Annotated in this window: 16 protein-coding genes and 1 tRNA gene; 15 read left to right on the forward strand and 2 right to left on the reverse strand. The window is 56.1% G+C overall.

The window, feature by feature from the left end:
* Window positions 1-8 precede the first annotated feature (8 nt).
* Genes V1572_RS21875 through ureG form a run of 7 tightly spaced genes read left to right on the forward strand, consistent with a single transcriptional unit; the run spans window position 9 to window position 4,656 of the window.
* A complete protein-coding gene (locus V1572_RS21875; protein ID WP_003862556.1) occupies window positions 9-311 on the forward strand; it encodes an urease subunit gamma in 303 nt (100 codons plus the stop codon).
* Between the two features lie 10 nt (window positions 312-321).
* Complete coding sequence (locus V1572_RS21880) at window positions 322-636, forward strand: urease subunit beta (protein WP_024906478.1); 315 nt, start codon at window positions 322-324, stop codon at window positions 634-636.
* Entirely contained in the window at window positions 629-2,332 is a 1,704-nt protein-coding gene (gene ureC / locus V1572_RS21885; protein ID WP_024906477.1) for an urease subunit alpha, read from the forward strand. The genes V1572_RS21880 and ureC overlap by 8 nt, the downstream gene beginning before the upstream one ends.
* Window positions 2,333-2,341: 9 nt before the next feature.
* On the forward strand, window positions 2,342-2,806 hold the full coding sequence (gene ureE / locus V1572_RS21890; RefSeq protein WP_395300005.1) for an urease accessory protein UreE: 465 nt from the start codon (window positions 2,342-2,344) through the stop codon (window positions 2,804-2,806).
* Between the two features lie 9 nt (window positions 2,807-2,815).
* Window positions 2,816-3,355 (forward strand): HupE/UreJ family protein, encoded by a 540-nt coding sequence (locus tag V1572_RS21895; RefSeq protein WP_023619349.1) that lies wholly within the window; start codon window positions 2,816-2,818, stop codon window positions 3,353-3,355.
* Entirely contained in the window at window positions 3,355-4,029 is a 675-nt protein-coding gene (locus V1572_RS21900; RefSeq protein ID WP_395299589.1) for an urease accessory protein UreF, read from the forward strand. The genes V1572_RS21895 and V1572_RS21900 overlap by 1 nt, the downstream gene beginning before the upstream one ends.
* A gap of 9 nt (window positions 4,030-4,038) precedes the next feature.
* Window positions 4,039-4,656, forward strand: coding sequence for an urease accessory protein UreG (gene ureG, locus V1572_RS21905; protein ID WP_008503187.1), 618 nt, complete (start codon window positions 4,039-4,041; stop codon window positions 4,654-4,656).
* Window positions 4,657-4,743: 87 nt separating this feature from the next.
* Here ureG and tsaD read toward each other — a convergent pair whose 3' ends face one another.
* Entirely contained in the window at window positions 4,744-5,757 is a 1,014-nt protein-coding gene (tsaD, locus tag V1572_RS21910) for a tRNA (adenosine(37)-N6)-threonylcarbamoyltransferase complex transferase subunit TsaD (RefSeq protein ID WP_262751999.1), read from the reverse strand.
* 236 nt (window positions 5,758-5,993) lie between these two features.
* Between tsaD and rpsU the strand changes: the two genes are divergently transcribed.
* From rpsU to rpoD, 3 genes are all read left to right on the forward strand, one after another.
* Window positions 5,994-6,209: a 30S ribosomal protein S21 gene (gene rpsU, locus V1572_RS21915; RefSeq protein ID WP_001144069.1), complete on the forward strand. Its 216-nt coding sequence runs from the start codon at window positions 5,994-5,996 to the stop codon at window positions 6,207-6,209.
* 114 nt (window positions 6,210-6,323) lie between these two features.
* Window positions 6,324-8,069 carry a DNA primase gene (gene dnaG / locus V1572_RS21920; RefSeq protein WP_048028960.1) on the forward strand — a complete coding sequence of 582 codons (1,746 nt, stop codon included), beginning with the start codon at window positions 6,324-6,326 and terminating at the stop codon, window positions 8,067-8,069.
* A gap of 274 nt (window positions 8,070-8,343) precedes the next feature.
* Window positions 8,344-10,191: an RNA polymerase sigma factor RpoD gene (gene rpoD / locus V1572_RS21925; RefSeq protein WP_025758549.1), complete on the forward strand. Its 1,848-nt coding sequence runs from the start codon at window positions 8,344-8,346 to the stop codon at window positions 10,189-10,191.
* Window positions 10,192-10,638: 447 nt separating this feature from the next.
* Here the strand turns inward: rpoD and mug are convergent, their stop codons facing one another.
* The gene (mug, locus tag V1572_RS21930) at window positions 10,639-11,145 is read right to left on the reverse strand and encodes a G/U mismatch-specific DNA glycosylase (RefSeq protein WP_395299590.1); all 507 of its coding nucleotides are present in this window, start codon (window positions 11,143-11,145) and stop codon (window positions 10,639-10,641) included.
* Window positions 11,146-11,269: 124 nt separating this feature from the next.
* On the opposite strand from mug, the gene V1572_RS21935 reads away from it, so the two are divergent.
* The 5 genes from V1572_RS21935 (at window position 11,270) to V1572_RS21955 (ending at window position 13,518) form a co-directional block, all read left to right on the forward strand.
* Window positions 11,270-11,345 (forward strand) — tRNA-Ile (locus V1572_RS21935).
* Between the two features lie 129 nt (window positions 11,346-11,474).
* Window positions 11,475-12,215: a hypothetical protein gene (locus tag V1572_RS21940; protein ID WP_395299591.1), complete on the forward strand. Its 741-nt coding sequence runs from the start codon at window positions 11,475-11,477 to the stop codon at window positions 12,213-12,215.
* A 73-nt stretch (window positions 12,216-12,288) separates the two neighbouring features.
* Complete coding sequence (locus V1572_RS21945) at window positions 12,289-12,513, forward strand: AlpA family transcriptional regulator (protein ID WP_023331331.1); 225 nt, start codon at window positions 12,289-12,291, stop codon at window positions 12,511-12,513.
* 10 nt (window positions 12,514-12,523) lie between these two features.
* On the forward strand, window positions 12,524-12,715 hold the full coding sequence (locus V1572_RS21950) for an AlpA family transcriptional regulator (protein ID WP_023331332.1): 192 nt from the start codon (window positions 12,524-12,526) through the stop codon (window positions 12,713-12,715).
* 155 nt (window positions 12,716-12,870) lie between these two features.
* Complete coding sequence (locus tag V1572_RS21955; protein WP_395299592.1) at window positions 12,871-13,518, forward strand: inovirus-type Gp2 protein; 648 nt, start codon at window positions 12,871-12,873, stop codon at window positions 13,516-13,518.
* The last annotated feature ends 214 nt before the right edge of the window (window positions 13,519-13,732 follow it).

Consider the following 13,732-nt stretch of genomic DNA (forward strand, 5'->3'; position numbering starts at 1 on the left):
GAAACGTTATGGAACTGACCCCCAGAGAAAAAGACAAGCTGTTGCTGTTCACCGCCGCGCTAGTTGCCGAACGCCGCCTTGCGCGCGGGGTAAAGCTCAATTATCCGGAATCGGTCGCGCTGATCAGCGCCTTCATCATGGAAGGCGCGCGCGATGGTGAAACCGTTGCCTCGCTGATGGAGGCGGGCCGCCACGTCCTGACCCGCGACCAGGTGATGGAGGGCGTGCCGGAGATGATCCCGGATATCCAGGTGGAAGCCACCTTCCCGGACGGGTCCAAGCTCGTCACCGTCCACAACCCGATCGTCTAAGGAGCGCGTGATGATCCCAGGCGAATACCAGATCCAGCCCGGCGCGATTGCGATCAACGTCGGGCGCGAAACCCAAACCGTGATTGTCGAAAATCACGGCGACAGGCCGATCCAGGTCGGATCGCACTATCACTTTTACGAGGTCAACCCGGCGCTGAAGTTTGACCGTGAGGTGACCCGAGGCTACCGGCTGAACATCCCGGCAGGTACCGCCGTGCGCTTTGAGCCCGGCCAGAAGCGGGAAGTGACGCTGGTTCAGGTCACGGGTGCGCAGCGCATTGTCGGCTTTCGCGGCGAGGTAATGGGTGAGGTGAAACATGGCTGAGATTTCGCGCCAGGCCTATGCCGATATGTTCGGCCCCACCACCGGCGATAAAGTGCGGCTGGCCGACAGCGAGCTGTGGATTGAAGTGGAAGACGATCTCACGATCTACGGCGAAGAGGTCAAGTTCGGCGGCGGGAAGGTGATCCGCGACGGCATGGGCCAGGGGCAGATGACCGCAGACGACTGCGTGGATCTGGTGTTGACCAACGCGCTGATCGTCGATCACTGGGGGATCGTGAAAGCCGATATCGGCGTCAAGAACGGGCGGATTTTTGCCGTCGGCAAAGCCGGCAACCCCGACATTCAGCCCGGCGTGACGATCCCGATTGGTGCCGCAACCGAAGTCATCGCTGCCGAAGGGAAGATCGTCACCGCAGGTGGGATCGACACCCACATCCACTGGATCTGCCCGCAGCAGGCGGAGGAGGCGCTGGTCTCCGGCGTCACCACCATGATCGGCGGCGGCACTGGACCCGCGGCGGGCACCAACGCCACCACCTGCACGCCAGGGCCGTGGTATATCGCCCGCATGCTACAGGCCGCCGATACGCTGCCGGTGAACATCGGCCTGCTCGGCAAAGGTAACGGATCCAATCCGGACGCCCTGCGCGAGCAGATTGCCGCGGGCGCCATCGGGCTTAAAATTCACGAAGACTGGGGCGCGACGCCTGCGGCGATCAACTGCTCGCTGGAGGTGGCCGAAGAGATGGACATTCAGGTGGCGCTGCACAGCGACACGCTGAACGAGTCCGGGTTTGTCGAAGATACGCTGGCTGCCATTGGCGGACGCACCATCCACACCTTCCACACCGAAGGGGCGGGCGGTGGCCACGCGCCGGATATCATCACCGCCTGCGCACACCCGAATATTCTGCCCTCCTCCACCAACCCGACGCTGCCCTACACGGTCAATACCATCGACGAGCATCTCGACATGCTGATGGTTTGTCATCACCTCGACCCGGATATCGCCGAGGACGTGGCGTTTGCCGAATCCCGCATTCGTCGGGAGACCATCGCCGCCGAAGACGTGCTGCACGACATCGGCGCGTTCTCGCTCACGTCGTCAGATTCGCAGGCCATGGGCCGCGTCGGGGAAGTGATTATCCGTACCTGGCAGGTGGCGCACCGCATGAAGGTCCAGCGCGGCGCGCTGCCGGAAGAGACCGGCGAGAACGACAATTTCCGCGTGAAGCGCTACGTCGCCAAATACACCATTAACCCGGCGCTGACCCACGGTATCGCCCATGAAGTGGGCTCGATTGAGGCGGGCAAGCTGGCAGATCTGGTGGTCTGGTCCCCGGCGTTCTTCGGCGTAAAACCCGCCACCATCGTCAAAGGCGGGATGATCGCCTGTGCGCCGATGGGTGACATCAACGCTTCAATCCCCACGCCGCAGCCGGTCCATTACCGCCCGATGTTTGGCGCGCTGGGTGCCGCGCGCCACGCCACGCGGCTGACGTTTGTCTCGCAGGCGGCTCACGCGAACGGTATCCCCCAGCAGCTCAACCTGCAGAGCGCCACGGCGGTGGTAAAAGGCTGCCGGACGGTGAAAAAGGCCGACATGATCCACAACGCTCTGCAGCCGAACATCACCGTTGATTCGCAAACCTACGAGGTGCGCGTCGACGGTGAACTGATTACCAGCGAACCGGCTGACGTTCTGCCGATGGCGCAACGCTATTTCCTGTTTTGAGGAGTGATGATGATTTATCTGACCCAACGCCTGGACCATGCGCATCAGACTACCGCCAGCGTCACGCTGCCGATTGACGTGCGGGTGAAAAGCCGCGCCCGCGTGGCGCTTAACGACGGCCGCGAAGCCGGGCTGATGCTGCCGCGCGGCCTGCTACTGCGCGGGGGCGACCTGCTGACCACCGACGACGGCAGCGAAGTGATCGAAGTGATCGCCGCCCCGGAGTCGGTCTCCGTGGTGCGCTGCGCCGATCCGTTCCTGCTCGCCCGCGCCTGCTACCACCTGGGCAACCGCCACGTGCCGCTGCAGGTCATGCCCGGCGAGCTGCGCTATCACCACGATCACGTTCTCGACGACATGCTGCGCCAGTTTGGGCTGGAGGTAATCTACGCCAGCCTGCCGTTTGAACCGGAAGCGGGCGCGTATGCCAGCGATGCCCATAGCCACAGCCATGCTCATACCCATTCACATTAAGGATCCATCATGCGCAAGTTACTTCCCCTGTTACTGCTGGCCTTTTCCGTTCCCGCGCTCGCGCATCCCGGCCACGGCGCCGACAGCTTTCAGGCCGGTTTTTTCCACCCGCTGACCGGGCTCGATCATCTCCTGATGCTGACCGGTGCAGGCGTGCTGTCGGCGCTGAGCGGCCGCAAGCTCCTGCTGCCGTTTGCCACCCTCGGGATGATGCTTGTCGGTGCCGTTGCGGGCAGTCTGCTCGGCGGCTTTAGCGGCATGGAGATGCTGATTATCGCCTCGCTGGCGGTCAGCGGCGTGATGATGTTTAAAACCGAAAATCGCCTGCTGCTGGCGGTGCCTGCCCTGGCGATGTTCCACGGCTGGGCGCACGGCGTGGAGATGTCCGGCCATAACTTCTGGCTCTTCACCAGCGGGTTTATGTTCGCCAGCGCCACGGTGCTGTGCGCCAGTTTCGCCGCAGGATTGCTGCTGCGCCGTCACGACGGGCTGCGTAAAACCTTTGGCGGCGGGCTGATTGTGTCCGCCCTGCTGGCGCTGATGAGCTGATGGAGCTCGCCCGTCAGAGGCTGCGCCTGATGCAGCTCTCCAGCAGCAGCCTGCCGGTCGGGTCGTTTACCTGGTCGCAGGGGCTGGAGTGGGCCGTTGAGGCGGGCTGGGTCACGAACGCCGACGCCTTTAAACGCTGGCAGATCCAGCAGATGGAGCAGAGCTTTTTCTGCGTCGATCTGCCGCTGTTTCACCGTCTCTGTCAGGCCTGCGATCGGCACGATCTGGCAACGGCCAGACGCTGGACGGCATACCTGCTCGCCTGTCGGGAAACGCGCGAGCTGCGCGAAGAAGAACGCAACCGCGGAGCGGCCTTTACGCGCCTGATTAAAAGCTGGGAGCCGGACTGCCCGGCAGAATGGCTGGCGCTGTGCAGGCAAAGCCAGCTCTGCGGCATGGCGTGGCTCGGCGTGCGATGGGGCATTGACGTGCGCGAGCTGGCGCTGAGCCTGGGATACAGCTGGATTGAGAGCGCGGTCATGGCGGGCGTCAAGCTGGTGCCATTTGGGCAGCAGGCCGCGCAGCAGCTGATTATCGAACTGAGCGACCATTTTGCCGCCGGGCTTGAACAGGCCTTTTTACGTCGCGACGACGCGCTGGGCGCAGCAACGCCGCTGTCCGCCATCGCCTCCGCGCGCCACGAAACCCAATATTCACGGCTATTCCGTTCCTGAGGAGTCAACATGGCTGATTACAAACATCCCCTGCGCGTGGGCGTGGGTGGCCCGGTAGGGTCGGGCAAAACCGCGCTGCTGGAAGCGCTCTGCAAGGCGATGCGCGACACGTATCACCTGGCGGTGGTGACCAACGATATCTATACCAAAGAGGATCAGCGCATCCTGACCGAAGCGGGTGCGCTGGCGCCGGAGCGCATTGTGGGCGTGGAGACCGGCGGCTGCCCGCATACCGCCATCCGCGAAGATGCCTCAATGAACCTGGCGGCGGTGGAAGCGCTCAGCGAGAAATTCGGTAATCTGGACCTGATCTTCGTGGAAAGCGGCGGGGACAACCTGAGCGCGACGTTCAGCCCGGAGCTGGCGGATCTGACCATCTACGTGATCGACGTGGCCGAAGGGGAAAAAATTCCGCGCAAGGGCGGGCCGGGGATCACCAAATCCGATTTTCTGGTGATCAACAAAACCGATCTTGCGCCGTACGTCGGCGCCTCGCTGGAGGTGATGGAGCGCGATACCAACCGCATGCGCGGCGAGCGTCCATGGACGTTTACCAACCTGAAGGCGGGGGACGGCCTGGGGACGATTATTGCGTTTCTGGAAGAGAAAGGGATGCTGCGGGTGTAGTGCGGTTTGTTGCCGGGTGGCGGCTCCGCCTGACCCGGCCTACGGTTTTGTAGGCCCGGTAAGCGCAGCGCCACCGGGCAAAAAAACTCACGCCTCAGGCAGTTCCGCCAGCGGCCAGCGCGGACGCACGGACACGCTCAGGTCAGACGTTGCGCCAGCGTTCAGGCGCACCATCCCGGCGTAGGCGATCATCGCCCCGTTATCGGTGCAGAATTCCGGACGCGCGTAGAACACTTCTCCGCGACGCTTTAGCATCATCTCGGCGAGCTTCGCGCGCAGCGTGCGGTTGGCGCTGACGCCGCCCGCCATCACCAGACGCTTGAAGCCGGTCTGATCCAGCGCGCGCTTGCACTTGATCATCAGCGTATCCACCACTGCATCTTCAAACGCGCGGGCGATATCGGCGCGGGTCTGATCGCTGTCGTCGTTATTGCGGATCGTGTTGGCTGCGAAGGTTTTCAACCCGGAGAAGCTGAAGTCCAGCCCCGGACGGTCGGTCATCGGACGCGGGAAGACAAAGCGCCCTTCCGTTCCCTGCGACGCCATTTTGGACAGCATCGGGCCGCCTGGGTAATCGAGTCCCAGCAGCTTGGCGGTTTTGTCGAACGCTTCACCGGCGGCGTCGTCGATCGACTCGCCCAGCAGCTCGTACTTGCCAATGCCCGTGACGCTAATCAACTGCGTATGGCCGCCGGAGACCAGCAGCGCCACAAACGGGAATTCAGGCGGATTCTCTTCCAGCATCGGTGCCAGAAGGTGTCCTTCCATATGATGAACCGGGATGGCCGGCACGTCCCACGCGAAGGCCAGCGAACGGCCAACCGTCGCGCCGACCAGCAGCGCGCCGACCAGGCCCGGACCGGCGGTATAGGCCACGGCATCAATATCGGTTGAGCTCAACCCGGCCTCTTTCAGCGCCGCCTGGATCAGGGGAACCGTTTTACGCACGTGGTCACGAGAGGCCAGTTCAGGCACGACGCCGCCGTAGTCAGCGTGCAATTTCACCTGACTATACAGTTGGTTGGCCAGAAGCCCTTTTTCGTCGTCGTAAATGGCGATGCCGGTTTCATCGCAGGATGTTTCAATACCCAGTACACGCATGACTTGTTTTACCTCGTTTCAATACCGCGCAGTGTAGAGCCTGGGCGGGTTGATGTAAAACTTTGTTCGCCCCAGGAAGAAGGCTCGTGTATACTCCTCACCCTTATTAAAGTCCCTTTCAAAATCGCATCGGTGCTTTACAAAGCAGCAGCATTTGCAGTAAAATTCCGCACCATTTTGAAATAAGCTGGCGTTGATGCCAGCGGCAAACCGAATTTATTAAAGGTGAGAGTTACATGCCGGTAATTAAAGTACGTGAAAACGAGCCGTTCGACGTAGCACTGCGTCGCTTCAAACGTTCATGCGAGAAAGCAGGTGTTCTGGCTGAAGTTCGTCGTCGTGAGTTTTATGAAAAACCAACGACCGAACGTAAGCGCGCTAAAGCTTCCGCTGTGAAACGTCACGCGAAGAAACTGGCTCGCGAAAACGCACGCCGTACTCGTCTGTACTAATTGGTTGAGGGCCTCAGCCCTCAATTGACAGACAGAGTAATAGTCGTAAGGCCGTGCTTCCGGAAGGAATGCGCGGCTTGTTTTCGTTTATAAGTCGCTTAAATTTTGGGGCATATGGCCGGAAGAATCCCACGCGTTTTCATCAATGACCTGCTCGCCAGAACCGACATCGTCGATCTCATCGACGCGCGGGTAAAGCTGAAAAAGCAGGGCAAGAATTATCATGCGTGCTGTCCGTTCCATAACGAAAAAACCCCCTCCTTCACCGTAAACGGTGAAAAGCAGTTTTACCATTGCTTCGGCTGTGGTGCTCACGGTAATGCCGTTGATTTTTTAATGAACTACGACAAGCTCGAGTTCGTTGAAACCGTCGAAGAGCTGGCGGCAATGCATAACCTTGAAGTGCCGTATGAAGCAGGCAGTGGGCCAAGTCAGATCGAGCGCCATCAACGGCAAACGCTGTATCAACTGATGGATGGCCTGAATTCGTTTTACCAACAGTCTCTTAAGCACTCTGCGGCTGAGCCTGCGCGTCAGTATCTGAACAAGCGCGGACTGAGCGACGATGTCATTGCGCGTTTCGCTATTGGCTACGCCCCGCCCGGCTGGGACAACGTGTTAAAGCGTTTTGGCGGCAATAGCGAAGATCGTAAATCTCTCATCGATGCAGGCATGCTGGTCACCAACGACCAGGGACGAAGCTACGACCGCTTCCGCGAACGGGTGATGTTCCCAATCCGCGACAAGCGAGGCCGGGTAATTGGTTTTGGTGGTCGCGTGCTGGGTGATGCCCTGCCGAAGTACCTCAACTCCCCGGAAACCGATATTTTCCATAAGGGCCGCCAGCTTTACGGTCTTTATGAGGCGCAGCAGGATAACGCGGAACCTCCGCGTCTTCTGGTCGTCGAAGGCTATATGGACGTCGTTGCGCTGGCGCAGTACGACATCAACTACGCGGTGGCGTCGTTAGGAACGTCCACGACAGCGGATCACATCCAGTTGCTGTTCCGCGTGACCAACAACGTGATTTGTTGTTACGACGGAGACCGCGCCGGACGCGACGCCGCCTGGCGCGCGCTGGAAACCGCGCTACCCTATATGACCGACGGGCGTCAGTTGCGCTTTATGTTCCTGCCCGACGGTGAAGACCCGGATACGCTGGTGCGTAAAGAGGGTAAAGCGGCGTTTGAAGCGCGGATGGAGCAGGCTCAGCCGCTCTCCACGTTTTTGTTTAACAGCCTGATGCCGCAGGTCGATTTGAGTACCCCTGACGGGCGCGCGCAGCTCAGCACGCTGGCGCTGCCGTTAATCAGTCAGGTGCCCGGCGAAACGCTGCGCATCTACCTGCGTCAGGAGCTAGGCAACAAGCTCGGCATTCTGGATGACAGCCAGCTTGAACGTTTAATGCCTAAACAGGCTGAAAACGGCACGGTTCGCCCCGCGCCTCAGCTAAAACGCACAACCATGCGTATACTGATAGGGTTACTGGTCCAAAACCCCGAGCTGGCGCCACAGGTGCCGTCGCTGGCGGGTTTGAACCACGAAAAATTGCCCGGACTTGGCTTATTTTCAGAACTGGTCAACACGTGTTTGTCTCAGCCAGGTCTGACCACCGGACAACTTTTAGAGCATTATCGCGGCACAAAAGAGGCCGCTACCCTTGAAAAATTGTCGATGTGGGACGATATAGCAGATAAGGACATTGCAGAAAAAACATTCACCGACTCACTCAACCATATGTTTGATTCGATGCTTGAGCTGCGCCAGGAAGAGTTGATAGCTCGCGAGCGCACACACGGTTTAAGCAGCGAAGAACGCCGGGAGCTCTGGATGATTAACCAGGAACTGGCAAGAAAATAAGTGAAAGACAAAATCATTCGCGTTGTATCAAGGCAGCAAGCGAACGAAGTCCTGGGAGTGTACATAAGTACATGACCAGGATGAGAGAACGCAGCTAACGCAGAGACAACGTGAAGGATGAAGTATTTAACGGCTTAAGTGCCGAATATCGATCGGGAAGCCCCCGGCAGCCGCACTGAGAGGCAGCGGCAAAAATATAAGTACGCCCTCGCTTTAAAGGTTGGCAGCCCCATCGCCGACACCAATCAAACGAATTAAGTGTGGATACCGTCTTATGGAGCAAAACCCGCAGTCACAGCTGAAACTTCTTGTCCAACGTGGTAAGGAGCAAGGCTATCTGACCTATGCCGAGGTCAATGACCATCTGCCGGAAGATATCGTCGATTCAGATCAAATCGAAGACATCATCCAAATGATCAATGACATGGGCATTCAGGTGATGGAAGAAGCACCGGATGCCGATGATCTGTTGCTGGCTGAAACCTCCAACAACACTGACGAAGATGCGGAAGAAGCTGCTGCACAGGTACTGTCCAGCGTGGAATCTGAAATCGGGCGTACCACTGACCCGGTCCGCATGTACATGCGCGAAATGGGTACCGTTGAACTGTTGACCCGCGAAGGCGAAATTGACATCGCAAAACGCATCGAAGACGGGATCAACCAGGTTCAGTGCTCTGTTGCCGAGTACCCGGAAGCGATCACCTATCTGCTGGAGCAGTACGATCGCGTTGAAGCGGAAGAAGCGCGCCTGTCTGACCTGATCACCGGTTTTGTCGACCCGAACGCTGAAGAAGATATGGCGCCTACCGCCACTCACGTCGGTTCTGAGCTGTCTCAGGAAGAGATGGATGACGACGAAGACGAAGATGAGGAAGAGAGCGACGACGACACCGCGGACGATGACAACAGCATCGACCCGGAACTGGCGCGCGAGAAGTTTGCCGAGCTGCGTACCCAGTACGAAGTGACGCGTGACACCATCAAAGCGAAAGGCCGCAGCCACGCTGCCGCTCAGGAAGAGATCCTGAAGCTGTCTGAAGTGTTTAAACAGTTCCGCCTGGTGCCAAAACAGTTCGACTACCTGGTGAACAGCATGCGCGTGATGATGGATCGCGTACGCACCCAGGAACGTATCATCATGAAGCTGTGCGTTGAGCAGTGCAAAATGCCGAAGAAGAACTTCATCACCCTCTTCACCGGCAACGAAACCAGCGAAACCTGGTTCAACGCGGCTATTGCGATGAACAAGCCGTGGTCTGAAAAACTGCACGACGTGAAAGAAGACGTGTATCGCGGCCTGCAGAAGCTGCAGCAGATTGAAGAAGAGACCGGCCTGACCATCGAGCAGGTTAAAGATATCAACCGTCGCATGTCCATCGGGGAAGCGAAAGCCCGCCGTGCGAAGAAAGAGATGGTTGAAGCGAACTTACGTCTGGTTATCTCTATCGCCAAGAAATACACCAACCGTGGTCTGCAGTTCCTGGATCTGATTCAGGAAGGCAACATCGGTCTGATGAAAGCGGTAGATAAGTTTGAATACCGTCGTGGTTACAAGTTCTCCACCTACGCAACCTGGTGGATCCGTCAGGCTATCACCCGCTCTATCGCGGATCAGGCGCGCACCATCCGTATTCCGGTGCATATGATTGAGACCATCAACAAGCTCAACCGTATTTCCCGCCAGATGCTGCAGGAGATGGGCCGCGAGCCGACGCCAGAAGAGCTGGCCGAACGTATGCTGATGCCGGAAGACAAGATCCGTAAAGTGCTGAAGATCGCCAAAGAGCCAATCTCCATGGAAACACCAATCGGTGATGATGAAGATTCGCATCTGGGTGATTTCATCGAGGATACCACCCTCGAGCTGCCGCTGGACTCTGCCACCACCGAGAGCCTGCGTGCCGCAACGCACGACGTCCTGGCTGGCCTGACCGCCCGTGAAGCGAAAGTCCTGCGTATGCGTTTCGGTATCGATATGAACACCGACCACACGCTGGAAGAAGTGGGTAAACAGTTCGACGTTACCCGCGAACGTATCCGTCAGATCGAAGCGAAGGCGCTGCGTAAGCTGCGTCATCCAAGCCGCTCTGAAGTGCTGCGTAGCTTCCTGGACGACTAACCTGTCCTGACCGTGAAAAAGCTCCCTTCGGGGAGCTTTTTTTTTGTTTATTCCCTCTCCCTTTGGACTGTGGGCTCCCCAGTAATTTATAAGCAGAAGCAATAACCTTGTTTCAGAACGAGTGAAGACTTTCAGCGATGCTCTGGTCCGGCTGTAAATCGCTGAGGCGTTTCCTGCAGGCCGGGGCGAGGCGCATGGATGCGCCGAGAGGGCGGGCTTTACAGGGAAGTTACCTCCGCCCGTACCCGATAAGCCGGAAGGAATAAGCCGAGGGCACCGCGAAGCGGCGATTTACCGCCGGGAGCCCGGGTCGCCAGGGTGGTGGCGACTGCACTGAACCCCTAACCCTCTCCCCGGAGGGGCGAGGGGACTGTTCCGTGCTGCCATAACGTTGTGGGGATCCCTCAGTCATGTGGGGAGAGGGTGAGGGCATCAGGCCGCAGAGGATTAAAGCCCCCGCACCATCAGCGCCTCATCCAGCTCCCGATACGCCTCTACCAGCTTGTCCAGCGTCGCCCTGTTGAGCCCGCTCGGGTTCGGCAACACCCACACCTGCGTCACGCCAATCATAATGATCTGCTTACCCCACTTAGCTCCGCGCTGGCTAAATGCCTGCTCGTAGGCCTGCTTGCCGAGGATCGCCAGCGCGGCAGGCTGGTAGTCTTCAATCTTCTTCACCAGCTCCCGCCCGCCGCTGCGCAGCTCATGCAGGTTGACCTCGCTTGCCTGCACCGTCGGCCGCTCGACCAGCATGGTAATGCCGCAGCGCGTGTCCAGCAGATGCTGCTCCTCTTCGGGCTTGAGTAACCTGTCGGTAAACCCGGCCTGATAGATCACCTTCCAGAAGCGATTGCCCGGATGGGCAAAGTGAAAACCGGTGTGCGCCGAGGACTTGCCAGGGTTAATTCCGCAGAACACCACCCGCAGGCCAGGGGCCAGAATATCGTTGATCATCTTTACTCCCGCTGATACATCGTTATGGAAGTATAAAGGATTGATTATGCGTTGTTTATAAAAACAGCAGGCAGGTGTGAATGGCTGGATTGCTGCGGGGAGTTACTTTATAATTCACCGCCACGGCCCCTTAGCTCAGTGGTTAGAGCAGGCGACTCATAATCGCTTGGTCGCTGGTTCAAGTCCAGCAGGGGCCACCAAATATATCAAGGACTTAGATGAGAAATTATCTAAGTCCTTTTTCTTTGCGTCAAATTTGGGTCAGGTAATGGGTCAGGTAACGTTTTGGCTTCGAACCTGAAATGCCAACTTCCAGACTAAAGGTTTACATGAACACTTTTGCTTCGGACATCCATGCTCTGCTGCAACGCCTCGTCAGCGAAGAAACCCCAAACCTGAGTAAGTACGATAAGGATTTGCTATCACACCTTGAGGTGGCGCTATATAACTTACTGGTGGCTGAAAATGGATTGGAGTCAGTTTACAAGGTTCGTTTCGAGGATAGCGGCCATCTGTTAAAGCAACAAATTGTAGGTATGGGTCCGGGCTCAGTTACTGATTTAAAGGCCGATTTTCAGGTACTGGCTCCCCGATTTATTTTAAACCATTTGAACATCTTACGACTCGATAATGTAAAGCGTTACCTTTCTGACCGATTTAACAAAATCACGCTTGTAGAGTCAGGCCATGTTGTAAACAGCATGAGAAAAGATGAAAACCAGCGAGAAACTAAAAAACGGAAAAATGGTGGTCAGAAGAGCCATGAACGCATGAAGACAGTCAAGAATCATATTCATAATCTTGCAATGGCCTTTTTGGAAGTTCACTCTCCCAGACCTTCAGATGCTTCATTTACGTTGAAAGAAGTAAATGCTGCCATACATGAAGATGTCATCAATTTCTTCAAAGAAAATCCTGAGCTACCCCAGAGCAAAAAAATCCTCTTAAATCCCGATAACTCGCCTAAGGATGGACCTGACGCCACGCGTGCTATCGAAGACAAACTACGTTTGCTCAGAAAAGAAGGTCGGCTTAGACCATTTTTTGAGCCATCAACACCGAACCAGTAAGTGGTTCGGTATACGTCCCCAGTCGTACGAACCAGAATGCCTCCTACCCATTAAAACCAAAGAGGCATTATCAATGTTTGAAGTTTCACCAGAACAACGACTTAGCATTCTAAAAACCTATGGACTGACTGTCGACAGATTGGTACGTGAAGATGAGCGCAAATCGATTACCAGCATCTCTCGTTCTCGTGCATGGGAGCTAGAAAATCAGGGCAAATTTCCCCCGCGCAAAAAACTGGGTTCTCACAGTTGCGCATGGCTGCTTTCTGATTTGTTAGTCTGGAGTCATCAGCGTTAGGGAGTCCGATATGGATATTTTCTCTCACAATAATATGGCACCGGTTTCTTTCCGCCGTTACCTCAACAAAGTTGAAGTGTGCCTTTTTCTTCGCATCAGCTTACCGACGCTTAACCGCTGGATACGTAATGGCGATTTCCCCCCACCCCATAAATTTGGTCAGTGCATTGTGGGCTGGCCGCCAGAAATAGTTAAACGCTAAAGGATATAACGAAAATCAGCAGGCTCCCGGAGCCTGCGGGTTTTATTTATCACAAGCATGAACCTGAATGGCGTAATTTTTACAGACAATAAACCATCAGAGCTACAGGCCTCATGGCCATATTTCCAAAACTAACTCAGGATTATTTATAATATATGTCCACCAGCACACCCATGAATCCGTTTCAGATATCAAGAAAAAAGCTTGGTGTCTTTATCTATCAAGGTTATGCCTTACCCGTGTATGAATGGTCTCAGCGTGCGGTATATCCTGAACCTAAAATCATGCGTGCGATGATGAACTGTCTTACTGAGATATTCAGCCAATCGACTAAAGTGCTGGTGCTACGTTTCGACTTGCATGTCAAAGAACACAGCGAGTCTAATCAGGTCATCAGCCAGTTCAGTCAGACACTGGCAAGCACACTGAAGAAACAATATCCTGGTACCTGGTTTCATCTGATGTGGGTTCGTGAGCATGGTCGCAGCCCGAAACAGCATTATCACTGTGTGTTAATGGCTAACGGTCAAAAGATACAGCATCCGGCGAAACTCATCCCAATGATAGAGGAGCGCTGGCAGACCTCTTCCGGGGGCACTTTCAGCCTGCCATCTAACAGTTATTATTTCTGGAAACGTGGCGATAGCCATTTACTCGGCCTGATTATTTATCGGCTCAGTTATTTGGCGAAAAACATCACTAAAAAACGTTTCAATACCAAAACCAGACGTTACGGCAATCGTTGTCTCTCTGCCAGCAGCCAACTGCCCACGCAAACTTTGAATGTGCTGTTAGGCCGGTAAGATTAACGTTAAGGCACTTAAGAACTGTAATAACATGGTGCTCAGTGAATCGCACTTAACATACGACTATCTCCTCAAAGGACATAATCAGAGTGAGGATAATCACTGAACCCTTGCCTGTTTTAGTTAACTGGTGCACATCAAGGTCTTGCAGCTAGCAATTATTTACTGGCTGCAGAACCCTTGAATAATCACAACGATAAAAGGCCATAGG

This window comes from Enterobacter quasiroggenkampii (assembly GCF_043972695.1).
GTDB lineage: Bacteria > Pseudomonadota > Gammaproteobacteria > Enterobacterales > Enterobacteriaceae > Enterobacter > Enterobacter quasiroggenkampii.

Bases quoted from the DNA above. Each gene is read 5' to 3' on its own strand.
- rpoD (WP_025758549.1), top strand. From the start codon at position 8,344: ATGGAGCAAAACCCGCAGTCACAGCTGAAACTTCTTGTCCAACGTGGT.
- mug (WP_395299590.1), bottom strand. From the start codon at position 11,145: ATGATCAACGATATTCTGGCCCCTGGCCTGCGGGTGGTGTTCTGCGGA.
- V1572_RS21900 (WP_395299589.1), top strand. From the start codon at position 3,355: ATGGAGCTCGCCCGTCAGAGGCTGCGCCTGATGCAGCTCTCCAGCAGC.
- dnaG (WP_048028960.1), top strand. From the start codon at position 6,324: ATGGCCGGAAGAATCCCACGCGTTTTCATCAATGACCTGCTCGCCAGA.
- ureC (WP_024906477.1), top strand. From the start codon at position 629: ATGGCTGAGATTTCGCGCCAGGCCTATGCCGATATGTTCGGCCCCACC.
- V1572_RS21880 (WP_024906478.1), top strand. From the start codon at position 322: ATGATCCCAGGCGAATACCAGATCCAGCCCGGCGCGATTGCGATCAAC.
- tsaD (WP_262751999.1), bottom strand. From the start codon at position 5,757: ATGCGTGTACTGGGTATTGAAACATCCTGCGATGAAACCGGCATCGCC.
- V1572_RS21950 (WP_023331332.1), top strand. From the start codon at position 12,524: ATGGATATTTTCTCTCACAATAATATGGCACCGGTTTCTTTCCGCCGT.
- V1572_RS21875 (WP_003862556.1), top strand. From the start codon at position 9: ATGGAACTGACCCCCAGAGAAAAAGACAAGCTGTTGCTGTTCACCGCC.
- ureG (WP_008503187.1), top strand. From the start codon at position 4,039: ATGGCTGATTACAAACATCCCCTGCGCGTGGGCGTGGGTGGCCCGGTA.
- V1572_RS21940 (WP_395299591.1), top strand. From the start codon at position 11,475: ATGAACACTTTTGCTTCGGACATCCATGCTCTGCTGCAACGCCTCGTC.
- V1572_RS21955 (WP_395299592.1), top strand. From the start codon at position 12,871: ATGTCCACCAGCACACCCATGAATCCGTTTCAGATATCAAGAAAAAAG.
- V1572_RS21945 (WP_023331331.1), top strand. From the start codon at position 12,289: ATGTTTGAAGTTTCACCAGAACAACGACTTAGCATTCTAAAAACCTAT.
- ureE (WP_395300005.1), top strand. From the start codon at position 2,342: ATGATTTATCTGACCCAACGCCTGGACCATGCGCATCAGACTACCGCC.
- rpsU (WP_001144069.1), top strand. From the start codon at position 5,994: ATGCCGGTAATTAAAGTACGTGAAAACGAGCCGTTCGACGTAGCACTG.
- V1572_RS21895 (WP_023619349.1), top strand. From the start codon at position 2,816: ATGCGCAAGTTACTTCCCCTGTTACTGCTGGCCTTTTCCGTTCCCGCG.